Source organism: Halostagnicola sp. A-GB9-2 (assembly GCF_030068615.1).
GTDB lineage: Archaea > Halobacteriota > Halobacteria > Halobacteriales > Natrialbaceae > Halostagnicola.
In genome coordinates this window covers 272,855-297,260 of the sequence record NZ_JASJOC010000003.1, presented here as the reverse complement: position 1 = coordinate 297,260, position 24,406 = coordinate 272,855, and the positions used below count along the sequence as shown (strand labels likewise).

The window sequence follows — 24,406 nt, the reverse complement described above, 5'->3', positions numbered from 1 at the left end:
GTGGCCGTACTTCTTGTGATATCGCTCGCGCTCGCGACCGGTCCGGCGGCCGTTGCAGGAGGGGGCGCGGCGGGCTATGTCGGGGGAACAGGGGCCGATACACACCAATTCAACACGACTTTCTCGGAAGACGGTTCGAGCCAGACGCCACTCGAGTCGAGTCAATTAGTGGTGAACGAAGGCCAATTAGCGGCGGATGTCGATCAATCACCGGTAAATTCGAGTCCGCCGGTGATCGATCCGAACCTCGAGAACGCATCCGGCAACCAGTCCGTTCTCGTTGGATTCGATGATTCTTCCGGAGAGACGAATCGACTGGACGAAGACTCGATATCGAGTCAACGGGGCGACGCCGAGACGGCCCAGGAGCCGCTCGAAGCGTACGCGAACACGACTGACGGCGTCGACTTCAAAAAGGGGTTCTGGATCGCGAACGCGGCGACGATGACGGTTGATTCCGATCGGGCGGAAATAGCGGACGTGACTCGTGAGATCGCCGAAATAGACGGCGTCGCAGAGATCCGCGCCGAGGACGAGATACCCGTTCAGGCGTCAACGGACAAGCAGTCACAGACCGACGAAGCCGCTCTCGTTTCGTCAGGCGGCGATTCGGCACCGTACAACCTCGAGCAAACTAACGTGACAGACGTCTGGGACGGGTTCCACACGAAAGGCGAGGGGTCCACGGTCGCTGTCCTCGATTCGGGCGTCGACGACGACCATCCAGACATCGACCTCGAGGCGTGGAAGGATTTCACGACCGATCCGTCGGACGAACCGACCGTCTACGACGAGCACGGGACCCTCGTCTCGGGCGTCGCGACGGGCGCCAACGAGAGCGGGACGCCGATCGGCGTCGCACCGGAGGCGAATCTCATGCACGGTGCCGTCGTTTCCGACTGCGATGGCGGCACGTGTACAACGTCCGAATCTGCGGTTCTCTCGGGGATCGAGTGGGCCGTCGAGAACGATGCGGACGCGGTCAGCATCAGCCTCGGCTGGTATCGCTACAGTGGCTCGTTCATCAGCGCGGTCGAAACCGCGAACGACGCCGGAACAGTCGTCGTCGGCGCGAGCGGCAATCAGGGGGCCGATTCCTCGCTCACCCCGGGGAACGTCTACGACGCGCTAAGCGTCGGAGCCGCGAACGAATCTGCGGGCGTGGCGTCGTTCTCGAGTGGGGAGGAAATCGACACCGGCGAGGCGTGGGGGTCGGACGCGCCGAAGCACTGGCCCGAAACATACACCACGCCAGACATCGTCGCGCCGGGCGTCGGCGTGGAGAGTACGATTCCCGACGGCGAGTACCGAACGGCAAGCGGGACCAGCATCGCGACGCCACACGTCGCCGGCGCGGTCGCACTCGTTCAGTCGGCGACGGCGGCGGAACTTGAGGCGGCTGAAATCACGGATGCGCTCCGAGAGACGGCCTGGAAACCCGACGATGCGTGTCCGCTCGAGGATAAGTCGTCGAGCGACCGGGACGGATCGCCGAGCGGCGGGGACGAAAACACGGGCGACTGCCTCAAGGAGAGCGACACGCGGTACGGGAACGGCATTGTCGACGTGTACGCCGCCATCGACGAAGTGGGAACCCACGCCACCGTCGACGGAACGGTCACTGATCGAGAAACGAACGAAGCGGTCCCGAACGCGACGGTCCTCCTCAGCGCCGAGGACGACACGGAGTTCGAAACTGAGACGGGAACAGATGGAGCCTTCGCGTACACCGGGCTCCCGGGCGAGCAGAAGTACACCGTTTCCCTCGAGGCGGACGGCTACGACGGCGTCAGCGAGACGAGCGACGTTCCCGCCGACGAGACGACGACGATCGATTCTGCACTGAGCGGCGACGGTGACGCCGAAATCGAACTCACGGACGATCACTTCGATACCGGAATCGGCGGGGGAACCGTCGAACTCGTCGGAGACCGTGGAACGTACGCCGCGAGTCACGTGGAAAACGGGACCTACACCGCCGTGAACGTGCCGAGCCTCGCCGAGTACGAACTGCGCGTTGACGCCGACGGATACGCGAACGAGGACAGCGTCGTCAGCCTCGAGTCGGCGGGCGATCGAATCAACGAGTCGTACGCGCTCGAAGGAGATGCAATCCTCGAGATTACCGCAGAAACGGGCGACGGCGAACCGGTCGACGGTGCGACGCTTTCTATTTCGGTCGAGTCGGGCGACTCGTTCGAACCGGCGAACCGGACCGACGAGAACGGGATGCTCGAGGTTACGGTTCCCGGAACGGGTGACCGGTACACCCTCGAGGCGACGGATCCCGAGGCCGGGTCGGGAACCGCCGAGAGCGATCCCGTCGAGAGTCAGTCGACCGAAACGGTGACCGTCGAACTTTCCGACGACCTGCTCCCGACGCCAGGGTTCGGGATCGCAACGGCGGTGATAGCGGTGCTTGCGATACTCGGAACTGCGACGGCCCGAAACCGGCGGGCGAGATAGCGGAAAACGACTTCGACACGACCGGAGCCGAATCGCGTACTACGACGCCTTCGGGGCGGTGGTTCCCGCCCCGACCGTCTCGAGTTCGAAACGGGCGAGGCGGGTCTCCATTTCGACGGCCATCTCGTCGATCGTTTCCGAAATATCTGCCATCCGGTCGATCGTCTCCGTCTGCTGGTCGATGTTCGTGGCGACGGCCGCCATCCGATCGTCGATCTCCGCGCTCCGTTCGGAGAGGTCGCTTACGACGTCCTGGACGGCCTGTGCATCCGAGGCCTGATCTTCTGCCGCTCGAGCGATGTTCTGAATCCCTCGGTCCGTTTCCTGGACCGCGTCGTCGATTTCATCGATGTGATCAACGACACCATCGACAGCCTCGGCGCTCGTCTCGACCGTGTGATTGCTCCGTTCGATCGTTTCGACGGTCTCTTCGACGTCCGACTGGATCCCCTCGAGGTCTTTCGAGATCGTCTCGGCGGTGTCTTTTGACTCGTCCGCCAGGCGCTTGATCTCCTGTGCGACGACCGCGAACCGATCGCCGGAGCCGTCGGCTCGAGCCGCTTCGATATTGGCGTTGACCGCCAGCAGGTTCGTCTGGTCGGCGATCTCGCTGACGAGTTCCGCCATCTCCCCGATCGTGCTCATCTGCTTTTGGAGCGTCTGGACCTGCGTCACCGTTTTCCCGGACGCGTCCATCGACTCGTCCATTCGCTCGAGTGCGGTTTCGGCCTCCGTCGCACCCTGATCGGTCCGATTACTGGCCTCGGCGGCTCGTTGCTCGATCGTGCCCGCGTTCGCCGTGATCTCCTCGATCGCCGCCGAAAGGTTCGAGACGTTTTCCTCGGCGACTGCGGCCTGTTCCGCCTGTTCGCTCGTCTTCGAATCGACGGCTTCGCTCGCCCGCTCGATCTCTGCGGTCGCGCTGGAGGTTTCTTCGGCCGCGTCGACGAGATCGTCGCTGATCTGGGCCAACTGCTCGGAGTTGTGTCGCACTTCCGCGAGCGCATCGTGAATGGTGTCGATCGCGCTCGAGAGATCCTCGGCCATCGTCGAAAAGCGGTCGTAGGCGTCCTGCACTTCCTCGAAGTCACCCTCCGGCTCCGGAACCTCCGGCTCGATCGTGAAATCGCCGCCGCTGAGTCTGTCCATCCACCCCTGGAAGGATTCGACGACGTCCTGCTGGTAGGCCTGGTACTGCTCTAAGGTCTCCTGACGGTTGACCGCCTCGACGCGTTCGGAAACGTCGCGATTGATCTCGATCGCACCGGTGAGCTCTCCTGCGGCGTCGAACAGCGGGAAAAACGTTCGGCTGACGTGAATCGTTTCGCCGTCCACCTCGACGACGCCCTCGAGGTTCTGGATGGACTCTTCGGTCTCGAGGACTTCCTTCATGACGGAGTTATCGGCCTCGTCGAGGTTGAAGAGGTTCTTCTCGAGTAGTTCGCCGGGAACGCGCCCGAAGAGGTCGCGACACTCCGCGTTCGAGTGGGTAAAGTTTCCGTCCGAGTCGATAACGAAGATGGGATCGCTCGAGCCTCGAAGGTAGCTGACGATGATCGATTCCGCGGTGGCCTCTCCGAACGGCGTTTCCGTCGAAACGCGTTCGACATCGCCGGCGGGGTCGACCAACGCACCATCGGTCGTTTCCCACTCGTCGGTGAGACCGAACGACTCCGACGCGGCGGTCTCACCGGATGCTGGCGTAGATTCCGTAGAGGTCCCCTCCGGTTCTTCCGGATTGGTAAGTCCAACCAATCCCGTCAACGAGTTGCGCATGTGAAGCGTTATGTAGAGCCATTATTTAAATCGGATGGCGGATTTCCACCGACAATCGGAACTCTTGGGAACATATCGCACAGTCTTTTCCAATTCATCGGCTCCGTTCAAGAGCGTCGGATGAACAGCCGAGGTGACGGCTGGTGGTGGTTCGAGACGAACTCCCACGTCACCGCATTCTCGAATCTCGTTTCCGGTTTTATGCTCTTTTCATATTCATGTTGGTATTTTTATAACGGTATCTTTTTCGCAGTGATAGTCGCCCAGTCACCGAATGCGTTGGTAACACAGGGGATACCTGATAACAATAACATCAGCAAACATATATGTCGGTTCGGAGCCGAACGTGGTTACGTAATGCAACTACAATACGGAGCGATGGATGGTTGGACGAAGCCGAACGACGCTGTCGCCGAACCGCGGGTGAGCAACTGATGGTGCTCGAGAATTCCATGAGCGGAGAACTGCTGTTAGTCGGTCGAATACTGTTCGGTCTGGTTATCGCGTTTACCGGCCTCAATCACTTCCTCGACATGGAAGGGATGGTCGGGTACGCCGAAGCGAAAGGCGTTCCTGCGGCGTCGGTCGCGATTCCGGTATCGGGTGCGATGTTGCTCTTTAGTGGACTAGGGATCGCCCTCGGCGTCTTCCCGATCCTTGCCGCGGGAGCACTCGTCGTCTTCTTCGTCGTCGTCACGCCGAAGATGCACGACTTCTGGAACGCCCCTGAGGAGCAAAAACAAGGTGAAGTGAACAGCTTTCTGAAGAACGTCGGGCTGCTCGGTGCGTCACTCGTATTCCTCGCGCTCGGCGCTACTTCGTGGCCGTACGCGGTCAATCTCGGTCTCTTCTGATCGTCGGTCGAAGCCGATCGCCCCCGAGCGTTCCGAATCACCGGTTAGTATCACTTAGCTCGTGCGACGTTCTGACTCGAGATTCGAGTCTACCGTTCGAATCCGCAGACGGCGTTTCGTCGTCAGTAACCTTCCCACACCACCACAACTTGTTTATCAGTTCCCGGCGATACTTGAGCCGAAATGCCACAAGTTAGACCAGTGACACTCGAGGACGTTTCGGCTATTCGTCGGATAGCCCGCGATAGCTGGCACGCGGCCTACGATGAAATACTCGGCTCCGAAGCGATCGAAGCGCTGATCGACAAATGGTACACCGAGAGCGCCCTCGAAGAAAGCATCCAGCGAACGGCTCGTCGTGAAACGGATGTCTTCCTGATCGGAACCCTCGAGAAGACCGCTCCGAGCGGGGTCAAAACGGTAGTCGAGCCCAGTGAAGACGACAGGTCAATGTCGCCAGTCGGCTTCGCCCAGGCAACTCCTGCAGACAGCGGAGACGACACAACCCGACATGCGGAGACGACCGCCGAACTCAATCGGATCTACGTCGATCCTGACGCGTGGGACAACAGCGTCGGGTCGACGTTACTCGAGGGTGTCGAGCGAGAACTCGAAGAGTCGTTCGAGCGGCTCAGGTTGAACGTCCTCGCGGGCAACACGGTCGGCATCTCGTTCTACGAATCGATCGGTTTCGAACGTATCGAGACCAAAGCGAGTGGCCTCGACGAGATTATCGATGACAGGGGCTCGATCGATGACCCAGTCGAGGAGCACGTCTACGAAAAACCGCTGTCAGAGAGCGCGTCTGGGAAAGCCCCCTCAAAATAGCCCGCCTCGAGAATAGACTACTTCAAGAATCGGACCCTCTCAGAGCGTGTTTTCGGCCTCGCTTTCCTCGACGACTTCGATGCCGCGGTTGTTGACCGCGGTCGGATCGAGGCCGACTTCCTGCAGGAACGTCTTGTACTCGCGTTCGCACTGTTCGGCGTCTTTCTGCCTATCGCTGGCTCGGTCACAGAGGGCCACGAGGTTCTCGGGCACGTCGTTCTGGTAGACGATCCAGTGATTGATCAGATCCGACAGCCGCCGGATGGGACTCGTGAAGTGGCCGTAAATCTCGAAGTTCAGCGCGTGATGACCGCCGAAGGGATCGTTCATGTACCGGGCGCGGGGCATGACCTTCATCACCGCCCACTGGATCTTGTCGAGTTGGCGACCCGGGGCGTCCTCGAGCGTCGCATTGACCGCCATTCGCGGGTCCTCCCACTTGTCGCCGGGGATCGAAACGCCGTCGAGATCCTGAATCTCCTGGAGCGCCTTCGACCACTCGTCGGGGCTGGGCTGTGGGTGAACCCGATACATCGCTTCGACGCCGCGAGACCACATGAGCTCGTGTGTGACGGCTTTGTTCGCCTTCAGCATGCACTCCTCGATGATGGTGTGGGCGCGATCCCGGCTCGGATTGAGCACGAGCGAGCCGTCTTCCTTGCGGATCTCGTGCATCCGGTCGGCGAGCTTGTGGACCAGTTTGTTCTCCTCGTGCAACGGCGCGTCGGGATCCTCGAGTCGGTTTTCGGCCTGCGAGTAGGTGAGTCGCTCGTCGGATTCGATGACCGATTTGTAGATGTCGATCGTCTCGTAGGAAAGGTTCTCCTTGTCGAGGTGCATCTCGACCGTGTGGGCGAAGCGCTCCTCGTCGGGAACGAGCGAGCAAACCGATTCGGCCAGAACCGGTGGCAACATGTGGATGGTGTACGCCGGGAGATAGACCGTATTCCCGCGCTCGACGGCCTCGTCCCACATCGCCGTTTCCGGGTTGACGTAGTGGGTAACGTCGGCGATGTGAACCCAGAGGACGTACTCTTCTTCGCGCTCTTCGACTGAAATCGCGTCGTCGAAGTCCTGGGCGTCGATCGGGTCGGTCGTCCAGGTCGTCAGGTCGCGAAGATCCTCCCGGTCGTCGATCTCGTCGCTGATCTCTGCCTGAACGTTCTGCGTGCGTTCCTCGGCCTCATCGAGGACCTCCTGTGGAAACTCGTCGCGGATCTCGAACTTCTCGAATAACTCCTCGCGCTTGTTCTCGAGGTGACGGGCGAGATCCTCAGAGATCTCGACCGGGCCCTGCCCTTCGGCCGTGCCTGCGTCGGCCTGTGTCTCGTCGCTCATACGGATGCGTACGGACGTGTCCCTGAAAGCCGTGTCGGGACGACTTCCTCCTTACTTCGAAACTCGAACGCTCCAACCAGCTTCGCTCACCGCTCCTCGAGCGGGCCGTACCGATCCTCGACGGTCGCAACGTAGCGAGTCAGAAACTCGAGCTGGGAGTGTCCCCCCGCCTCGATATCGACCAACAAGTCCTCGAGTTCGGCTCGAGCGTGATGACAGAGTTCGTCGTGACAAGACGTACAGAAGTACTCGAAGCACTTCCCATCGCGCTCCCAGCGGTTGCCGTACTTATCGTACTCTCGAGCCATCTCACGTTCGACGGTCTCGCCGCAGGCGACGCAGGTGACCGTCTCGGTATCGGAGCTGACGGACCACATACCCACCGGGTGGGTGCGAGAGTACTTAGCGATTACCACACCCGTTGATGACGGCGATTGTCCGCCGGGGCGAGCAATCGAACGATCCACAGCGCCGATGAATCCGGCCCCGAGAACGGTCGTTTTATACACGAACCACCCGTGCACACGAGCATGGAGGTTAAATCTCGACACCATCTCCGCAGCGATGTCGTCTCTGATCTCGAGACGACGCTTGCCAACCAGCTCGGCATCGAACTCGACGGCGACGCCTACGAACGCGTCGAGTTCGAAGCGGTCGACTGGGAGGTTATCCTCGTCGACGGGGAACCCAGAATCGCGTACTTCGACGAAGAGCCGTTTCTTACGGTTCGCGGGGCAAACGTCTACGAGCCCGAAAAGCGGCTGGTAACCGTCGACTCCGGCGCGATCTCGTTCGTCAGCGACGGCGCAGATGTCATGCGTCCCGGCATCACGGAGGCGTCTGGAGACATCGACGACGGCGATCTCGTCGTCATCGCCGAGGAGTCACACGGAAAGATACTCGCGGTCGGTCGTGCCCGCGTCGACGGCACGCAGATGGTGGGTGAGGAAGGGAAAGTCGTCGACTCGCTTCATCACGTCGGCGACGATCTCTACGAATTCTCCGGATAACGTCGAAAATAGCGCGTAATTATCCGCTCTCGTATTTTCCCTTCTTACTCGTGAATGCCCATCGCTTCGATCTGCTCTTGATACCGATTTCGAATCGTGACCTCGGTGACCTGTGCAACGTCGGCAACTTCGCGCTGGGTCTTTTTCTGGTTACACAGTAACGAGCTAGCGTAGATCGCGGCGGCGGCGTAGCCCGTTGGCGACTTACCCGAGAGCAGTCCTTTCTCCGTCGTCGTATCGATGATCTCGTTCGCTTTCCCCTGGACTTCCTCCGAGAGCTCGAGTTCCGAGCAAAAGCGCGGAACGTACTTTTTCGGGTTGACCGGCTCCATTTTCAGCGACAGTTCCTGTGCGATGTACCGGTAGGTTCGACCGATTTCCTTGCGGTCGACGCGGGAGACGGCGGCAACTTCCTCGAGCGACCGCGGAATCCCCTCCATCCGACAGGCCGCGTACAACGTACTCGTTGCGACGCCCTCGATCGATCGGCCGCGAATGAGGTTTTCGTCGAGCGCGCGGCGATACATCACACAGGCGACTTCCCGAACGGAACGGGGGATCGCCAGCGCGGAAGCCATCCGATCGGTTTCCGACAGCGCAAACTGCAGGTTTCGTTCGCCGGCGTCCTTGGTCCGGATTCGTTCCTGCCACTTGCGGAGCCGTCGCATCTGACTGCGCTTGTCCGCCGAAAGCGAGCGGCCGTAGGCGTCCTGATTCTTCCAGTCGATCGACGTCGTCAGTCCCTTATCGTGCATCGTTTTCGTCGTCGGCGCGCCGACGCGGGACTTGTTCTGGCGTTCCGAATGATTGAACGCGCGCCACTCCGGGCCGCGATCGATGTTTGTCTCTTCGGCGATCAATCCGCAGTGATCGCAGACGAGTTCGCCCTGATCGTCGCTGTTGACGAGTGTTCCGGATTCACATTCAGCACACACCCGTTCTCCATCCGACTCGTGCGCTTCCTGCTCCGGTTCGGTTTCACGCTCGCGCTGACGGGTGGGACTTTCCATTTCGTATTGGTACTCGCTTCCTGGTACCTTAACACCTCCCCACCGCGAGACCCGTGATTCGACCGTCCTCGAGAACGACGGGGATCGATTCGTCTGCTGTTTCAAGCCCATTTCGAAGGCATTCGATCCTATAATATGTCAACATAGAATATTATACTCGACCCGGGCGCTTTCGGCTCGCGGCAAACTTGGCCTCGGCGAATTGTTCTCGTCGCCGTTGTTCGTTCAATCCAGACGGTGTCTGACGTAAGAACTATACTCACGGCGAGGCTGGATTTTGTCAATGGGACTTATGACCAAAATTCTCGGCGGGGACCAGTCCCGATCCGCTGAGGATTACGTCGAGTTGAATCTCGACGACGTTACCGACAACACGACCGAAGCGGCGATGCAGGTACACGTGGCAGAGGTCGACGGACAGGAGGCCGCCATCGACATCAAAGATACCGTCTACGACGGCGATATCGTTATCGCCGATATCACGCGATTACGCACCAACGACAAGACGGTCGAACACATCGTCGACGAACTTCGACAGGTCGCGAACGAAGTCGACGGCGACATCGTTCGGAAAGGTGACGACCAGATCATCATCACTCCGACCGGCGTGAAAATCGGCCGCGAGAAACTCGGTCGATAGCACCGCGTTCGGCCGATCCGGCTTCGATACATTCGCTCTCGAGATGACGCGTCGTTCGGGGCGGCGCTCTCGGCCGGTCGTAATCGGGACCACGCGTTCCGTTGTTAGGGGATTCGACGGGTTCCGGACGTTCGACAGTTACTTGGGGGCCGTCGAACGACCGATAGCCATGACCCGTTTCGATTCGGTTCCGGACTATCTCTGGCAGGCGGCCATCTTATTGGCCGCAATTCTCATCTTCCAGATAGCCATTCGCGGCGAATTCACGCTATCTATCGCCGTCATCGCCGTGATCGGATTTGTCCTCGTCTCGTGGGCTGTCGAATCCATTCGGGACGAGTGATGAATCGCTCGACGAGTTTCTGATTTACGTTCGTATATTTTCCGCGCGATTAACTCGGACAATAGTTCTATTTATAGTAAAATCGTCGAAATCGATATATTCACGAAAATTTCGGTGTTCCACCCAGTAACCGGAACATCGCCCGCATTCGGCCGTGACAGCGGACAAACGACAATACTTTTCCATCGGGGTCCGAAACGACAGGTATGGCAGACGACCTCAAGAAAGGGCTGGAGGGAGTGTTGGTCGCAGAGTCAGGACTCAGCTCCATCGACGGCGACGAGGGTCGCCTGGTTTATCGCGGGTACACCATCGAAGACCTCGCCCGCGGGGCGAGCTACGAAGAAGTCGCGTATCTTCTCTGGCACGGCCAACTTCCGAACGAGGAGGTACTTGCCGAGTTTTCCAGCGCGATGGCCGCAGAACGTGCCGTCGACGACAACATTCTCGAGACGGTCGAGGCGCTGGCCGATGCCGGCGAGCAACCGATGGCGGCGATGCGCACCGGCGTCTCGATGCTTTCTGCCTCCGAACCCGAACCCGACGCAGATCCGGCGGATCGCGAGGCGTCACTCCGAAAGGGTCGCCGGATCACGGCCAAGATCCCGACGATCCTCGCGGCGTTCGAACGGTATCGGCAGGGCGAAACGCCCGTCGATCCCGACCCTGACCTCGGCCTCGCGGCGAATTTCCTCTATATGATGACCGGCGAACAGCCGGACGAGGTCGCCGCCGAAACGTTCGATCAAGCGCTGATCCTCCACGCCGATCACGGCCTCAACGCCTCGACGTTCACCTCGATGGTCATCGGCTCGACCATGGCCGACATCTACTCCGCAGTCACCGGCGGCATCGGTGCCCTCTCGGGGCCGCTCCACGGCGGCGCGAATCAGGACGTCATGGAAGTGCTCATCGAGATCGACGAGAGCGGCCTCGATCCCCTCGAGTGGGTCGAACAGGCGACCGAGGAAGGTCGGCGCATTCCCGGCTGGGGACACCGCGTCTACAACGTCAAGGACCCGCGGGCGAAAATCCTGCAGGAGCGAAGCCGCGAACTCGCCGAAACCGGCAACTCGAAGTGGGACGACATCACGAACACGATCGAGGACTACCTCACCGATAATAAGGGACTCGTCGGGAAGGGGATCGCCCCGAACGTCGACTTCTACTCCGGCTCGGTCTACTATCAGCTTGGCATCCCGATCGATATGTACACCCCGATCTTCGCGATGAGCCGCTCGAGCGGCTGGATCGCACACGTCCTCGAGTACCAGGAGGACAACCGACTCATCCGACCACGCGCACGCTACACCGGTCCCGAGGATCAGGACCTCATCTCAGTCGACGAGCGATAGGACGAACTTCGAGCTGATTTTTGCGAGTACGAGCGGGTTACGAGGCGACACGAGCAAGGAGTTCGAGAGTGAGACAAGAATGTATGCACGTCTTCGTTTACGGAACCCTCACGAACGCCGCACGAGCCGAGGCAGTACTCAACGAAACGACTCGAGGAGTCGGAACGACCGATTCGATTGAATACGAGTTCGCCGGCGACGCGACCCTCGAGGGCCTCCACCGCGTCGACGGGGAGTACCCGACGCTCGTTCCCGGCGGAAGCGTCGACGGGCAAGTGCTCGAGGCACTCGACACCTACGAAGGAGTCGACCACGGGCTGTATGTTCGCGCGGGAGTGCCCTGGATCGACGGTCCCGAGAGCGCAGTGACAGCGGACGAGAAATCCGCCGAAGAGAATGCGATCGCTGTCTGTGATCACGAGGCGTCACCGAGCTCCGACTCCGACAGCGGTAGCGCGCGGGAAACGGGCTCTCAAAACGTCGTCTGGACCTATATCGGTGATCCTGACCGACTCGACGTTGAGAGTGTACGGGATGACAACCAGTATTGGCCCGAAACCGGACCGTTCCGTGATCAGGTTCGTCGGCATCTAGAGGGGAGTACCGTCGGCGTGCGCATGACCGAATGACGATCGTCTGCTCAGTGTCAGACATCAATTTCACCACGCTTCCTGCTTGCGATTACACTTCCGCCTCGGAGGCATGAGATTTATATGTTCCCGGTCCCCCTGTATAGTCGCACGTCACACGCCGTGCATTCCCTGTATTCCCGTAGTGCTGTTCTTTTGACGGCACTACCTTCCCACAATTCTGTCGAGCAATGCATATCAAGCAGCCGGCGATAGACAGTATCCGACAGCAATCCTTACACTTCGTCCCGAGTACTCGTGTATATGCTCGGATTGGACGCTATTCTCGACGCCCGGCCGCGAGTAAGAGAGACGGCGCGACACACGCCGTGTGAGTACTCACACACGTTTTCCGCGATGACCGATGCCGAGATACATCTCAAACTCGAGAACTTGCAGCGAACGGGAGCCTTCAAGATCAGGGGCGCGACGAACCGAATCGCGACGCTCTCGCAGGCACAGAAGGATGCCGGCGTCGTCACCGCGAGTGCGGGAAATCACGCCCAGGGAGTCGCCCTCGCCGCTACGCGGACGGCCGTCGATTCGAAGATCGTGATGCCCGAAAACGCGCCGATCGCGAAGGTCAAAGCGACCAAAAACTACGGAGCGTCGGTCGTCCTCCACGGCGTCGACTACAGCGAGGCCGCCGAACGCGCCCACGAGATCGAACGCGAGGAAGACAGGACCTACCTCCACGCCTTCGACGATCCGGACGTGATGGCGGGACAGGGGACGATCGGCCTCGAGATCCTCGAAGACTGTCCCGACGTCGACACCGTCGTCGTCCCCATCGGCGGTGGGGGGCTCATCAGCGGCATCGCGACGGCGATCAAAGGACAGCGCCCGGACGTTCGCGTCATCGGCGTGCAAGCAGAAGGTGCCTCGAGCGCGGCCAGTTCGCTCGAGAAAGGAGAGCTCGTCACTATCGATTCGGTTGACACCGTCGCGGACGGAATCGCAACCCGGAGCATCGGCGAGCAGACGTTCCCGATTATCCAAGAGCGCGTCGACGAAGTGGTCACGGTCTCCGATCCGCAGATCGCGACGGCGCTTGTGCAGTTGCTCGAGCGCTCGAAGATTCTGGTCGAGGGAGCGGGCGCTGTGCCGCTGGCCGCCGTGCTCTTCGAGCAGTTCGACTACGATGAGGACGAGGTCATCGTCCCCGCACTCTGTGGCGGCAATATCGATATGAATATGCTCTCGACGGTCATCGTCCGCGGGCTGGTCGAAACGGGACGATACCTCAAGATCCGCACCGTTCTCAAGGACCGCCCCGGGGCGCTCGAGGATCTGCTTGATATCTTCTCGGCTCATCGAGCGAACATCTACGGCATCCAGCACGACCGAACCTCTCGGGACATTAGTATGAGTGACACCGAAGTCGAGATCGACCTCGAAATGCGCGGCCACGACCACGTCGCGACGTTTCTCGAAGATCTCCGATCGGAGGGGTACGAGGTCGACGTGCTGGTGTGAGCGAGACTGGAGCCGGCACGCACCTGGGTTGCCTTCGGTACGTTTACGTCGACCCCGCCGTATCGATCGATCGAGTGAATCCACGAATCAAATCAGCCGTACTCTGGGGTGCGGTCGGCGTGATGGCGTTTCTCGTGTTGATTCAGGGGTACGCGCTGGCTCGAGGGCCATTGCTTTCGATCACCCAAGCGGTTCCCGTTGCGGTGCTCGTCGGCTGTGGGACGACCGCGCTTACCTACGCGCTCGAGTATCGCGTCGCCGAGTGGTCGGCGGCGCGTGCAGGAGAGTAACCGACTCGAGCGAGTTCTGAAGCGCCAAACTCGTTAATCGGCTCTTAGTAAGACTGTCCGGTGATGCCAACACCCGCCACACTGACCGCGGTGGGGCGGACGATTCTCCGATCGTAGTCTTTAAACGACCGACCCGGTTATCTACGAGTGAGCCAGGATGGCCGAATGGTAAGGCGCACGCCTGGAAAGCGTGTTCCCTTTGGGATTCAGGGTTCAAATCCCTGTCCTGGCGTTTTTGTCGAAATCAACCGACGAGCAAAGCGTAGCTGAGCGAGTCACGATTTCGACAAAAACCCGAAGAGGGGATTTGAATGAGAGAAGTCGCAGCGCACGCAGTGAACGAAGTGAACGAGTAAGAACGTCTTCGCGTGGTTCAAATCCCTGTCTTGGCGTTCTGATTGTTGTAACATGTTCTCGAGAGAGAGAAGGTACTCCCACCCGCCTATCGAGCCGCTCAATTCTCGGTCACTGTTTGATTTCGAGCGGCGAGTCTGTCGCGATCCAGCAGTCGGGGTCGTCTCGGTCGCGTAGTTCGAGCAGCCCGTCCTCACACACCACGAGTTCGTATCGATCGTCCATAGCAATCGTCGATCCACCGAGATCGATTATGGTAACGGGGCACCTACCCGCCGATCTCGAGGGGGTACGGACCCCATACCGTTTCGAGAAATCGTTTTAGGAACGAAAATTGGGCGGGGACAACTCGCCGACGTCCGGCGATGAAAGGTCCTTATCGGTGTAGCCCGTAGCTATGGGTATGTGTGGCCGCTACACGCTGTTCGTCGATCAGGACGACCTCGAGGATCGGTTCGACGCCCGCTTTTCGGAACCGTTTGGGCCGCGATACAACATGGCTCCGGGTCAGCGACTTCCCGTTATCACGAACGAGGAGCCGGAATCGATCCGGTCCCTCGAGTGGGGCCTGGTTCCGTCGTGGGCCGACGACGATAGGGACGGGCTGATTAACGCGCGTGCGGAGACGCTCGACGAGAAGCCGAGTTTTCGCGATGCGTACGAAAATCGTCGGGCGCTGGTTCTCGCGGACGGCTTCTACGAATGGGTTGAGGCCGACGACGGCCGGAAACAACCGTACAGGGTCGCCTTCGAGGACGATCGACCGTTCGCGATGGCGGGGCTCTGGGAACGCTGGGAGCCGTCGACGACCCAGACCGGACTCGAGGCGTTCGGGGGCGGGAGCCAGGACGTCGAGAACGGCGGCGAAGCCGGACCGCTCGAGACCTTTACGATTATCACGACGACGACGAACGATCTCGTCGGAGACCTTCACCACCGGATGGCGGCAATTCTCGAGCGCGACAGCGAACGAGAGTGGCTGGGCGGCGAGGAGTCTCCGTCGGCGCTCGGGCCCCGTTCCGACGAGGAGATGGTCGCCTATCCGGTTTCGACCGCGGTGAACAGCCCGGCGACCGACGACCCGTCGCTGGTCGAACCGGTTTGACCGACGTTCCGGGAAAAGGGATATAAAAGTAGGACGGAAACGGAGATGCGGATTTCCACAAACTCGTGTCACAGACACACATGATCAGCGAATAGGGTTATCGTTGTACTGCGGTTTCGAGGGGGAGCTGGACGGCTCACGAACGCGGGCCGGTATCGTAGAGAGATAAGATTTATATAGAAGGACAAACATAGAATCAGCTGACTATGAGTCAGCGAATGCAACAGGGACAGCCGATGATCGTGATGAGCGAGGACTCCCAGCGCGTCAAAGACCAGGACGCGCAGGACTACAATATCAGCGCCGCTCGATCGGTCGCAGAGGCCGTTCGCTCGACACTCGGCCCGAAGGGAATGGACAAGATGCTCGTCGATTCGATGGGATCGGTAACCATCACGAACGACGGCGTCACCATCCTCAAAGAGATGGATATCGACAACCCGACGGCCGAGATGATCATCGAGGTCGCCGAAACCCAGGAAGACGAAGCCGGCGACGGTACCACGACCGCCGTCGCGATCGCGGGCGAGCTCCTCAAGAACGCCGAGGACCTTCTCGAGCAGGACATTCACCCGACGGCCATCATCAAAGGATTCCACATGGCCGCAGAGCAGGCTCGAGCTGAAGTCGACGACATCGCCGAGGATATCGACCCGAGCGACGAAGAGCTCATCCGGAAAACGGCCGAAACCTCGATGACCGGCAAAGGTGCGGAAGTCAACAAAGAGCACCTCGCCGAGCTCATCGTCGACGCCGTCTCCGGCGTCACCGTCGAGACACAGGACGGCGAGAACGTCGTCGATCTCGAGTTCCTCAACATCGAGACCCAGACCGGCCGCGCAGTCGGCGAATCCGACCTTCTCGAAGGCGGCATCATCGACAAGGAGCCGGTCCACGACAACATGCCGACCGAGGCCGAGGACGCGGACATCCTCCTCCTGAACGACCCGATCGAGATCGAGGAAACCGACGTCGACACCGAAGTCTCGGTGACGGACCCCGATCAGCTACAGCAGTTCCTCGACCGCGAAGAAGAACAGCTCAAGGAGAAGGTACAGCAGATCGTCGACCTCGACGCCGACGTCGTCTTCTGTCAGAAAGGGATCGACGACCTCGCACAGCACTACCTCGCGAAGGAAGGCATTCTCGCCATCCGCCGCGCCAAGAAAAGCGACCTCGAGTTCCTCTCGGAAGTCGTCGATGCCGCGGTCGTCTCGGACCTCGCAAGCGCGACCGAGGCCGACCTTGGCTTCGGTGACGTTACCCGCGACGAAGAAGACGAACTGTTCTACGTCGAAGGAGAGGACGCACACGGCGTCACCCTCCTCCTTCGGGGCTCGACCGACCACGTCGTCGACGAACTCGAGCGCGGCGTCAACGACGCACTCGATGTCGTCGCACAGACCGTCTCCGACGGCCGCGTCCTGGCCGGCGGCGGCGCAATCGAGGTCGAACTCGCATCGCGTCTGCGCGACTACGCTGACTCCGTTTCCGGACGCGAACAGCTCGCCGTCGAAGCCTTCGCCGACTCCCTCGAGCTCGTCCCGCGCGTGCTCGCCGAGAACGCCGGCCTCGACAGCATCGACACGCTCGTCGACCTCCGTGCGGCTCACGAGGACGGCGACGTACAGGCCGGTCTGAACGTGTTCTCGAGCGAAGTCGAGAACACGTTCGACGCCGGTGTCGTCGAACCGGCCCACGCCAAAGAGCAGGCCGTGACCTCCGCGAGCGAGGCCGCGAACCTCGTTCTCAAGATCGACGACATCATCTCCGCCGGCGACCTCTCGACCGATAAGGGCGACGACGAGGGTGGCGCACCCGGCGGCGCAGGCGGCATGGGCGGCATGGGCGGTGGCATGGGCGGCATGATGTAGATTCGGCCGTAAACACATCCAACCCGACCGCTCGGATAGCCCAGAAACGATGACTTCGACCGCGTTTTTTTATTACCTGTGTAAGGATCAGCGATCGCGTTCGATAATCGAGCAGGGACAGCGTTCTTTATTCGTGGCCCACGAACGAAGCGTATGACCTACCAAACCACGATCGGCTGGTCGCTGTTCTCCTCGGGACTCGTCACGCTCTTGCTGTTCGTCCTTCCCGGCGATTCCCTGTGGTGGGGTATCGGCCTCCTCGTACTCGGATTGGTCATCCTGTACGTGCGGTGAGCAATGGGCCGAGCGAATCCTCTCGAAGCGGATCACCAATGGTAATGAGAACCGCATCTGGTTTACGTTTCGAAACGGTACGCCGTTCATAGTGAGTACCCACGACGACGAGACGCCGTTCGACGCCTACCGCGAGGAGGTCGACAGACCGCTCTCGAGGCTGTTCCTCGAGTACACGCCAGGCCGCGCCGGCTGGTTTTCGGCGGGGATGGTCGCGAACTTCGTCGCCCGGATGGCGAGTCTCGTCCCGCCGTTGTTGTTGGGTGTCGCGATCGACGCGCTGTTCACCAACGAGGGGCCGTTCGAACTGCCGCTCGTTCCCGACGCGTGGCTCCCGGCGGGGGAAGCGGAGCAGTTCTGGTTCACCGTTATCGCGATCGCCGGCTCCTTTCTGATCGTCGCGCTCTTTACCTGGATCTACGGCGTCACGGCGAACATGTTCGCCCACGGCGTGATGCACGCGGTGCGGGTCGATTCGTTCGAGAAGATGCAACAACTGGACATGACGTTTTTCGACGACAAGCAGACGGGCGAGGTCATGGCGGTGTTGAACAACGACACCCAGAACCTCGAGATGTTCCTGGACAACGCCCTCATGAACTCCGCGCGCCTGGTCGTGATGGTCGGGGGTATCACGGCCGTGTTGTTCTACCTGAACTGGCAACTCGCGTTCGTCACGCTGTTTGCGATTCCGGCGATGGTTGTCTTTACGGTCTGGTTCATGCACGTGGTCGAACCGCGCTACGTTCGCGAGCGATCGGCCGTCGGCCGACTGAACACCCGCCTCGAGAACGCTATCGCAGGAATGGGTCTGACCAAGACGACCTCGAGCGAGGAGTACGAAGTCGGTCGCGTTCGAAAGTCCTCGCGAAACTTGTTCGAGAAGACGATGGACGTGCTCAAGATGAGCTACCTCTATCGGCCGGGAATGGAGCTCCTGGCCGGCGTTGCGTTCGCCGCAACCTTCCTCGTCGGCGGCCTCTGGCTCGTCAACGACGCCGCCCCGGGGCCGCTCACCGGGACCCTCTCCGTGGGAGACTTCGTCGTCTTCTTGATGTTGACCCAACGAATCGTCGACCCGCTCGCGGAGGTTTCGAACATCGTCGATCAGTACCAGAACGCCAAGGCCTCGAGCGAGCGCGTCTTCGGGCTGATGGACATCCCTGTCCACGTCGAGGACCCCGACGACCCGATTCCCCTCGAGAACCCGAAGGGCCGCGTCGAGTACGACGACGTCACCTTCGGCTACGTCGACAACGAGTTGCGGGGCGCGGGCGACTCAACGGCGAGTGAAGACGACGAACAGGAACTCGAAGAGACGGTCCTCGAGAACGTCTCCTTCGAAGCCGATCCCGGCGAAACGGTCGCGTTCGTCGGTCCGACCGGGGCAGGGAAGTCGACGGCGCTGAAGCTCCTGCTTCGGTTGTACGACGTTCAGGAGGGAGCGGTCCGTCTCGACGGCCACGACGTTCGAGACGTGACACTCTCTGACCTCCGGTCGACGGTCGGCTACGTGAGTCAGGATACGTTCCTCTTCGACGGAACGATCGCCGACAACATCCAATACGGTCGGTTCGAGGCTGACGACGAAGCCGTCCGAGACGCCGCGAAGGCGGCACAGGCTCACGAGTTCATCGAGGACCTCTCGGAGGGGTACGAGACGCGCGTCGGCGAACGCGGCGTCAAGCTCTCGGGCGGTCAGCGCCAGCGGATCGCCCTCGCGCGGGCCGTTCTAATCGATCCCGAGGTGTTGATCCTCGACGAGGCGACGAGCGCGGTCGATACGAAGACCGAACTCCTGATCCAGCGATCGATCGACCGGTTGACCGAAGACCGGACGACGCTCGTTATCGCACACCGGCTCTCGACGGTCAAAGACGCCGACGCGATCCTCGTTCTGGAGGACGGCCGAATTGTCGAACGAGGTACGCACGAGGAACTACTCGAGGCGGAGGGCAGATACGAAATGCTCTGGGGCGCACAAGCCGGTGACCGCGAAACGGCGGCGGATACGCTCGTCGAGTAAGAGAAAAACCGCACGGAGTCAGAACGCGATTACGCGTCTTCGTCGACTTCGAGCTCGAACTGTTCGTTTTCCGAAACCGAGTTGAGCACGACGCTCGTGTTCGAGGCTTTGATATCCGGGTCGGTAAGCAATGCTTTGATCTGGTCGTTCATCCCGTCGGTGTCGACGAACTTGCCGATGGCGATCACATCGTAGTCGCCGGTGACCTCGTAGACGCTGGTCATCTGCTTGTGATCGCGCAGCGTTTCCGTGATATCGGGAAGCGCGTTCCCCTCGACTTTGAGCTGAATAACTGCCGTCACATCGTATCCAACCGCGTCGTAGTCGACGCGCGGCGTGTAGCCATCGATTACGTCCTGATCCTCGAGATCCGAAAGGTGGTTCGAAACGGTCGTTACAGACACGTCGAGCTCTTCGGCAAGACTTCGCAGACTTGCTCGGCCATCGCCGAGCAGTGCATTCACCAACTTTGCATCGAGATTTTCGTACGTCATCACATCAACCCACTCGCCCATCACATTAGAACTTTACGAATATCCAATTTCCTCGGGAGAGTAGAAGATTTGCTCGATACAGTAGGGTTTTAGTAGTAGGGATCATCGGATAGGACGACGAGAAAGATGACAAGCGGAAACATCACATCTGCAGAACAGGACGTATTGGACGAGATCGAAACGAAGGATGTCGACTTCCTTCGTCTCCAGTTTACCGACATCCTCGGCACCGTCAAAAACGTCTCCGTTCCGGCCCGTCAGGCCGAGAAGGCGTTCACCGACGGTATCTACTTCGACGGCTCCTCGATCGAGGGCTTCGTTCGCATCCAGGAATCGGACATGCGCCTCGTCCCCGATCCGGACACGTTTGCGATTCTCCCGTGGAGAGATAGCGAAGAGAGCGCGTCCGCCCGAATGATCTGTGACGTGTACAACACGTCGACGGGCGAGCCGTTCGAGGGAGACCCACGCTACGTACTCAAGCAAGCGCTTGAGCGTGCAGACGAGATGGGCTACACCGTCAACGCTGCACCGGAACCTGAGTTCTTCCTGTTCGAAGAGGACGAGGACGGACGTGCGACGACGAAAACGAACGATGCCGGCGGCTACTTCGACCTCGCACCGAAAGACCTCGCGAGCGATGTCCGACGCGACATCATCTACGGCCTCGAAGACATGGGCTTCGAAATCGAAGCAAGTCACCACGAGGTCGCACAGGGCCAACACGAGATTAACTTCGAGTACGACGACGCCCTCTCGACAGCCGACAACGTCGGAACGTTCCGAACCGTCGTTCGCGCAATCGCCGCCGAACACGACCTGCACGCGACGTTCATGCCAAAGCCGATTCCGAAGATCAACGGCTCGGGTATGCACACGCACCTCTCGCTGTTCACCGAGGACGGTGAGAACGCGTTCCACGACGGCGACGACGAGTTCGACCTTTCGGAGGAAGCCCACGCTTTCACCGCCGGTATCCTCGAGCACGCACCGGCGATCACGGCCGTCTCGAACCCTACTGTAAATAGCTACAAACGGCTCGTGCCCGGCTACGAAGCACCCGTCTACGTCGCCTGGTCCGACCGCAACCGCTCGGCACTGATCCGGAAGCCAGCCGCACGCGTCCCAGCCGCCTCGCGTGTCGAGGCTCGGTTCCCCGACCCATCGTGTAACGCGTATCTCGCGTTCGCCGCGCTCATCCACGCCGGCCTCGAAGGGATCGAAAAGGGACTCGAGTGTCCGGATCCAGTTCGAGAGAACATCTACGACTTCGACGAGGAGAAACGAGAAGAGTACGGTATCGAAACGCTCCCAACGAACCTCGGCGAAGCCGTCGACGCGCTCGAGGAGGACGAGGTCATCTACAACGCCCTCGGCGATCACATCGGACCGAAGTTCGTCGAAGCCAAGAGCCAGGAATTCAAGGAGTACCTCGTCGACGTCTCCCAGTGGGAACTCGACCGGTACCTCGAGACGTTCTAAGACCGTCGAACCGGTCGTTGGCGGCTTCAAACCAGCTACTGTGGCCGCTTGCTGTCTATATTCTTCCTTTTCGTTTTTCAGCTGATGAGTTACATCGACGATTCCCTCGAATCGGCTCCGGCTATCGAATTGGGGCCAGACTATCGTATCGTCCCTGGGGACCCGTTCGCGTTCGTCGATGCGGCGGCACCATCCGTACCGAACTGCGGTAACGCCAGAACGATTCCTCCAGCGACGAGTCCGACGAGGAACCAGACGAGATAGCTCTCGAACAGGATCAGGAGTCCCGCGGCGGCACCCAGCACCGACAGTCCGATGAGCAGTTGCGCGACGGTCCGTATCGTCATCGACCACCCGGTTCGGGCTGGTGGCACGTACTGCCAGACGACCAACGAACCGATCGCCCCACCGAGAAGGGCCGCCGCGTCCAGCCGGTTCCCGACGAGCAGCGAACAGACCGAAATCGCGGCCACGGTCACGAAGACGCCGGTTGTCGCCGCGTGCGGCCCGCGATCGGCGAGTCGCCGTGTAACCGAGAGGACGGCGAGCAGGTACGCGAGTGCGACTCCCGTCCCGACAGCTACGTCGATCGGGTAGTGAAGACCGACTCCGATCCTCGAGAATCCGACGAGAGAGATCACCACGGCCCCGGCCGCGTATCGAGCCCGCTTGGAACCGAGATCGGTCTCGAGGACGAGCATCGTCCAGATCACCGTTCCTGCGATAGCGTGTCCGCTGGGGAAACTCGTTGTTCCGACTTCGACCGCAGGAGCGTAGAGATGTGAGAGAACGGGCGGGAGGCTCTCGGGAGCGATCGTCGGACCGACACCCGGCCGCTCAACGGTGAAATAGCCTTTCAAACCAACCATGATCGCGTAGCCACCTATGACGATCCCTAGCCACGGCGCGAACCGATGGCGGTCGACGAGCCAGTACGCGAGGATGACGGTGGGTGCGACGAACCAGACACTACCGAGATAGGAGAGAAACGCGAAGAGAAAGGCCATCCACTCCGGGAAGGCGTTCTGCACGGCTTCGACGGACGCCGATTCGAAGAGCATGTTCTCACCGGACACACCTTGGAACACTATAACTTTCGGTGGGTTTCTCAGTCAGAGCATCCGTCGAGAACTCGGTACCTTCAGGACCGCCACTCGCCGATTCGGTTGCGTATTCGGCCAGGGATCCCGAGAATCGAGATCCCGGTGCCGAATAACACCATCAAGACGTAGACGCCGAGCGTCGACGTCCAGACGACGAACATGGCTAGAATGGCCCAGCCGCCCTCGAGGAAGTAAAACGCCGCAATCGCCATGGCCGTTCCGTAGAGCAAGACGAGATACGGCCCCCAGCCAACCAGGTGCCCCCGACGCACTCGTTTCCGGACGTAGCGTTTGAGTTCTCCTTCAAGGGAGTCACGCTGGACCGTCCGCTGGTCGACATCTTCCTCGAACGACTCGAGGCGATCGCGAAGTCGCTCGATTTCTTCTCTGAGCGCTTCCGGATCGTCGGATCTGTCCCGCGTGCGGGCGCTCTTGCGGTCTTCCGATCGATCTCCGTCGGCACCCGTGGCGTCGTCGGTCATCGCTTCTGTCGAAACCTGTCGCACGCCGGGACTTTGTAGCTGCCGATCCGTATCACGACCCGCAAGGACGGCGTTCAAGACCGCGCCGAAGATGATGATAATCGAGCCGATGTAGAGCCAAATGAGAACGAGCAACACCACACCTAACACGCCGTAGACGGCGTAGTCGTCCACGAACCCGGCGTACAACGAAAACGTTCGGCTCAGGAGAAACCAGCCGATCGAAGCGACGACGGTTCCAGGGACCGCTTCGCGGAGTTTGATATCGACGCCCGGAAAGATAAAGAACATCGGAAGAAACGCGGCGAACAGGCCGGACAAGACCAGAAGTGGACCGACTACCGCGACGCCGACGAACGGAACGAACGCGATCACCCCTTCGACGATCGCGACGACCGTGAGCCCGCCCGTAACAGCGGCTGCGACGAGCAAGGCATCCCAGAACGTATCCACGAGGGATTTTGAAGCGGCAGTTCCGTAAATCTTCGAGAACGCCCGATCGAGTCCGCGCAGGACCCGGCTCGAACCCCAGAGCAATCCCAGCGCACCGACGACGGTCGCGCTTCGAACCCCGGTCTGGTCGACGAGCGTCTCCGCGAGCAGTTCCTGTGCCGACGGCGTAAGGACGTCACTAACCGCCGTCGAGACGTAGTTCGCTAGTGCTTCGCCGCCGATCGTCACCGCGAGCGCGAGCGCGAGCAACGTCAACGGCACGAGCGAAATGAACCCGTAAAAGGCGACACCGGCGGCTAACAGTGTCAACTGTTCGGTGCGCGCGAGATTGATCACTCGTCGACCCACCTCGAACAGTCGTCTGTAATCGATCACGTGTACCCAGTCGTGACCGAGAGGCAAATATCGCCACCTCGAGCGGCCCGAAGTGTTTCTATAGATACTTTTTTGTCATATCATTTCGACCGTTCGTGTATGGCCGAATATCACTGCCCTGACTGCCGCGTGACGATGGAGGAAACGGCGATCCAGTCAGAGAGCGGCGGGGCGCTCACCGCCGATTCCGACGACGGGAGTGCCGTCCTCGAGAAGGTCGGAATGAGTACGTCGACAGCTGTCGAATCGGTCCGGTGCCCGGAGTGCGGTCTTGTTCGCCTCTACGCGGACGGAAACTAACGCAATTCGATTATCTGAGAATTTCTTCGACACAGATCGAGAACGATAG

At 60.3% G+C, this 24,406-nt stretch carries 23 protein-coding genes and 1 tRNA gene; 17 read left to right on the top strand and 7 right to left on the bottom strand.

All coding sequences use genetic code 11. The features are described 5' to 3' along the window. Positions 1-2,466, top strand: coding sequence for a S8 family serine peptidase (locus tag QNM96_RS09970; RefSeq protein ID WP_283836046.1), 2,466 nt, complete (start codon positions 1-3; stop codon positions 2,464-2,466). A 39-nt stretch (positions 2,467-2,505) separates the two neighbouring features. On the opposite strand, the gene QNM96_RS09965 is transcribed toward QNM96_RS09970, so the two are convergent. Then, positions 2,506-4,242: a methyl-accepting chemotaxis protein gene (locus QNM96_RS09965; protein WP_283836045.1), complete on the bottom strand. Its 1,737-nt coding sequence runs from the start codon at positions 4,240-4,242 to the stop codon at positions 2,506-2,508. A 434-nt stretch (positions 4,243-4,676) separates the two neighbouring features. On the opposite strand from QNM96_RS09965, the gene QNM96_RS09960 reads away from it, so the two are divergent. Then, positions 4,677-5,096, top strand: coding sequence for a DoxX family protein (locus tag QNM96_RS09960; RefSeq protein WP_283836044.1), 420 nt, complete (start codon positions 4,677-4,679; stop codon positions 5,094-5,096). A gap of 183 nt (positions 5,097-5,279) precedes the next feature. Continuing rightward, entirely contained in the window at positions 5,280-5,924 is a 645-nt protein-coding gene (locus QNM96_RS09955) for a GNAT family N-acetyltransferase (RefSeq protein WP_283836042.1), read from the top strand. A 39-nt stretch (positions 5,925-5,963) separates the two neighbouring features. Here QNM96_RS09955 and QNM96_RS09950 read toward each other — a convergent pair whose 3' ends face one another. Continuing rightward, a complete protein-coding gene (locus tag QNM96_RS09950; RefSeq protein WP_283836041.1) occupies positions 5,964-7,262 on the bottom strand; it encodes a ribonuclease R in 1,299 nt (432 codons plus the stop codon). Between the two features lie 86 nt (positions 7,263-7,348). Beyond that, the gene (locus QNM96_RS09945; protein WP_283836040.1) at positions 7,349-7,639 is read right to left on the bottom strand and encodes a hypothetical protein; all 291 of its coding nucleotides are present in this window, start codon (positions 7,637-7,639) and stop codon (positions 7,349-7,351) included. Positions 7,640-7,792: 153 nt separating this feature from the next. Between QNM96_RS09945 and QNM96_RS09940 the strand changes: the two genes are divergently transcribed. Next, on the top strand, positions 7,793-8,272 hold the full coding sequence (locus QNM96_RS09940; protein ID WP_283836038.1) for an RNA-binding protein: 480 nt from the start codon (positions 7,793-7,795) through the stop codon (positions 8,270-8,272). 44 nt (positions 8,273-8,316) lie between these two features. On the opposite strand, the gene QNM96_RS09935 is transcribed toward QNM96_RS09940, so the two are convergent. Then, a complete protein-coding gene (locus QNM96_RS09935; RefSeq protein WP_283836037.1) occupies positions 8,317-9,282 on the bottom strand; it encodes a transcription initiation factor IIB in 966 nt (321 codons plus the stop codon). Positions 9,283-9,565: 283 nt separating this feature from the next. On the opposite strand from QNM96_RS09935, the gene sepF reads away from it, so the two are divergent. The 11 genes from sepF (at position 9,566) to QNM96_RS09880 (ending at position 19,668) form a co-directional block, all read left to right on the top strand. After that, on the top strand, positions 9,566-9,922 hold the full coding sequence (gene sepF, locus QNM96_RS09930; RefSeq protein ID WP_283836036.1) for a cell division protein SepF: 357 nt from the start codon (positions 9,566-9,568) through the stop codon (positions 9,920-9,922). Positions 9,923-10,091: 169 nt separating this feature from the next. Next, a complete protein-coding gene (locus tag QNM96_RS09925; protein ID WP_283836035.1) occupies positions 10,092-10,265 on the top strand; it encodes a hypothetical protein in 174 nt (57 codons plus the stop codon). A gap of 206 nt (positions 10,266-10,471) precedes the next feature. Beyond that, positions 10,472-11,620 carry a citrate synthase gene (gene citZ / locus QNM96_RS09920; protein WP_283836034.1) on the top strand — a complete coding sequence of 383 codons (1,149 nt, stop codon included), beginning with the start codon at positions 10,472-10,474 and terminating at the stop codon, positions 11,618-11,620. Between the two features lie 83 nt (positions 11,621-11,703). Continuing rightward, positions 11,704-12,249, top strand: coding sequence for a gamma-glutamylcyclotransferase family protein (locus QNM96_RS09915; RefSeq protein WP_283836033.1), 546 nt, complete (start codon positions 11,704-11,706; stop codon positions 12,247-12,249). Between the two features lie 264 nt (positions 12,250-12,513). After that, a complete protein-coding gene (gene ilvA / locus QNM96_RS09910) occupies positions 12,514-13,725 on the top strand; it encodes a threonine ammonia-lyase (RefSeq protein WP_283836032.1) in 1,212 nt (403 codons plus the stop codon). A gap of 74 nt (positions 13,726-13,799) precedes the next feature. Further along, the gene (locus QNM96_RS09905) at positions 13,800-14,015 is read left to right on the top strand and encodes a hypothetical protein (protein ID WP_283836373.1); all 216 of its coding nucleotides are present in this window, start codon (positions 13,800-13,802) and stop codon (positions 14,013-14,015) included. Between the two features lie 151 nt (positions 14,016-14,166). Continuing rightward, positions 14,167-14,247: transfer RNA gene (locus tag QNM96_RS09900), tRNA-Ser, on the top strand. Positions 14,248-14,772: 525 nt separating this feature from the next. Next, positions 14,773-15,474 (top strand): SOS response-associated peptidase, encoded by a 702-nt coding sequence (locus tag QNM96_RS09895; protein WP_283836031.1) that lies wholly within the window; start codon positions 14,773-14,775, stop codon positions 15,472-15,474. 218 nt (positions 15,475-15,692) lie between these two features. After that, the gene (thsB, locus tag QNM96_RS09890) at positions 15,693-17,348 is read left to right on the top strand and encodes a thermosome subunit beta (protein WP_283836372.1); all 1,656 of its coding nucleotides are present in this window, start codon (positions 15,693-15,695) and stop codon (positions 17,346-17,348) included. 153 nt (positions 17,349-17,501) lie between these two features. Then, a complete protein-coding gene (locus tag QNM96_RS09885; RefSeq protein ID WP_283836030.1) occupies positions 17,502-17,642 on the top strand; it encodes a hypothetical protein in 141 nt (46 codons plus the stop codon). Positions 17,643-17,733: 91 nt separating this feature from the next. After that, positions 17,734-19,668 (top strand): ABC transporter ATP-binding protein, encoded by a 1,935-nt coding sequence (locus tag QNM96_RS09880; protein WP_283836028.1) that lies wholly within the window; start codon positions 17,734-17,736, stop codon positions 19,666-19,668. Positions 19,669-19,697: 29 nt separating this feature from the next. On the opposite strand, the gene lrp is transcribed toward QNM96_RS09880, so the two are convergent. Next, the gene (gene lrp / locus QNM96_RS09875) at positions 19,698-20,162 is read right to left on the bottom strand and encodes an HTH-type transcriptional regulator Lrp (protein ID WP_283836026.1); all 465 of its coding nucleotides are present in this window, start codon (positions 20,160-20,162) and stop codon (positions 19,698-19,700) included. Between the two features lie 126 nt (positions 20,163-20,288). Here lrp and glnA point away from each other — a divergent pair, with 126 nt between their 5' ends. After that, the gene (glnA, locus tag QNM96_RS09870; protein WP_283836025.1) at positions 20,289-21,644 is read left to right on the top strand and encodes a type I glutamate--ammonia ligase; all 1,356 of its coding nucleotides are present in this window, start codon (positions 20,289-20,291) and stop codon (positions 21,642-21,644) included. 140 nt (positions 21,645-21,784) lie between these two features. Here glnA and QNM96_RS09865 read toward each other — a convergent pair whose 3' ends face one another. Together QNM96_RS09865 and QNM96_RS09860 are read right to left on the bottom strand one after the other, a co-directional pair. Beyond that, positions 21,785-22,705: a phosphatase PAP2 family protein gene (locus QNM96_RS09865; RefSeq protein ID WP_283836024.1), complete on the bottom strand. Its 921-nt coding sequence runs from the start codon at positions 22,703-22,705 to the stop codon at positions 21,785-21,787. An 80-nt stretch (positions 22,706-22,785) separates the two neighbouring features. Beyond that, complete coding sequence (locus tag QNM96_RS09860; protein WP_283836371.1) at positions 22,786-24,057, bottom strand: YihY/virulence factor BrkB family protein; 1,272 nt, start codon at positions 24,055-24,057, stop codon at positions 22,786-22,788. Between the two features lie 99 nt (positions 24,058-24,156). On the opposite strand from QNM96_RS09860, the gene QNM96_RS09855 reads away from it, so the two are divergent. Next, on the top strand, positions 24,157-24,357 hold the full coding sequence (locus QNM96_RS09855; protein ID WP_283836023.1) for a hypothetical protein: 201 nt from the start codon (positions 24,157-24,159) through the stop codon (positions 24,355-24,357). Positions 24,358-24,406 lie beyond the last annotated feature (49 nt).

Excerpts from the sequence above, each read along its gene's own strand:
- QNM96_RS09965 (WP_283836045.1), bottom strand. The coding sequence starts at position 4,242 with ATGCGCAACTCGTTGACGGGATTGGTTGGACTTACCAATCCGGAAGAA.
- QNM96_RS09960 (WP_283836044.1), top strand. The coding sequence starts at position 4,677 with ATGGTGCTCGAGAATTCCATGAGCGGAGAACTGCTGTTAGTCGGTCGA.
- QNM96_RS09955 (WP_283836042.1), top strand. The coding sequence starts at position 5,280 with ATGCCACAAGTTAGACCAGTGACACTCGAGGACGTTTCGGCTATTCGT.
- QNM96_RS09950 (WP_283836041.1), bottom strand. The coding sequence starts at position 7,262 with ATGAGCGACGAGACACAGGCCGACGCAGGCACGGCCGAAGGGCAGGGC.
- QNM96_RS09945 (WP_283836040.1), bottom strand. The coding sequence starts at position 7,639 with ATGTGGTCCGTCAGCTCCGATACCGAGACGGTCACCTGCGTCGCCTGC.
- QNM96_RS09940 (WP_283836038.1), top strand. The coding sequence starts at position 7,793 with ATGGAGGTTAAATCTCGACACCATCTCCGCAGCGATGTCGTCTCTGAT.
- QNM96_RS09935 (WP_283836037.1), bottom strand. The coding sequence starts at position 9,282 with ATGGAAAGTCCCACCCGTCAGCGCGAGCGTGAAACCGAACCGGAGCAG.
- sepF (WP_283836036.1), top strand. The coding sequence starts at position 9,566 with ATGGGACTTATGACCAAAATTCTCGGCGGGGACCAGTCCCGATCCGCT.
- QNM96_RS09925 (WP_283836035.1), top strand. The coding sequence starts at position 10,092 with ATGACCCGTTTCGATTCGGTTCCGGACTATCTCTGGCAGGCGGCCATC.
- citZ (WP_283836034.1), top strand. The coding sequence starts at position 10,472 with ATGGCAGACGACCTCAAGAAAGGGCTGGAGGGAGTGTTGGTCGCAGAG.
- QNM96_RS09915 (WP_283836033.1), top strand. The coding sequence starts at position 11,704 with ATGCACGTCTTCGTTTACGGAACCCTCACGAACGCCGCACGAGCCGAG.
- ilvA (WP_283836032.1), top strand. The coding sequence starts at position 12,514 with ATGCTCGGATTGGACGCTATTCTCGACGCCCGGCCGCGAGTAAGAGAG.
- QNM96_RS09895 (WP_283836031.1), top strand. The coding sequence starts at position 14,773 with ATGTGTGGCCGCTACACGCTGTTCGTCGATCAGGACGACCTCGAGGAT.
- thsB (WP_283836372.1), top strand. The coding sequence starts at position 15,693 with ATGCAACAGGGACAGCCGATGATCGTGATGAGCGAGGACTCCCAGCGC.
- QNM96_RS09885 (WP_283836030.1), top strand. The coding sequence starts at position 17,502 with ATGACCTACCAAACCACGATCGGCTGGTCGCTGTTCTCCTCGGGACTC.
- lrp (WP_283836026.1), bottom strand. The coding sequence starts at position 20,162 with ATGACGTACGAAAATCTCGATGCAAAGTTGGTGAATGCACTGCTCGGC.
- glnA (WP_283836025.1), top strand. The coding sequence starts at position 20,289 with ATGACAAGCGGAAACATCACATCTGCAGAACAGGACGTATTGGACGAG.
- QNM96_RS09865 (WP_283836024.1), bottom strand. The coding sequence starts at position 22,705 with ATGCTCTTCGAATCGGCGTCCGTCGAAGCCGTGCAGAACGCCTTCCCG.
- QNM96_RS09855 (WP_283836023.1), top strand. The coding sequence starts at position 24,157 with ATGGCCGAATATCACTGCCCTGACTGCCGCGTGACGATGGAGGAAACG.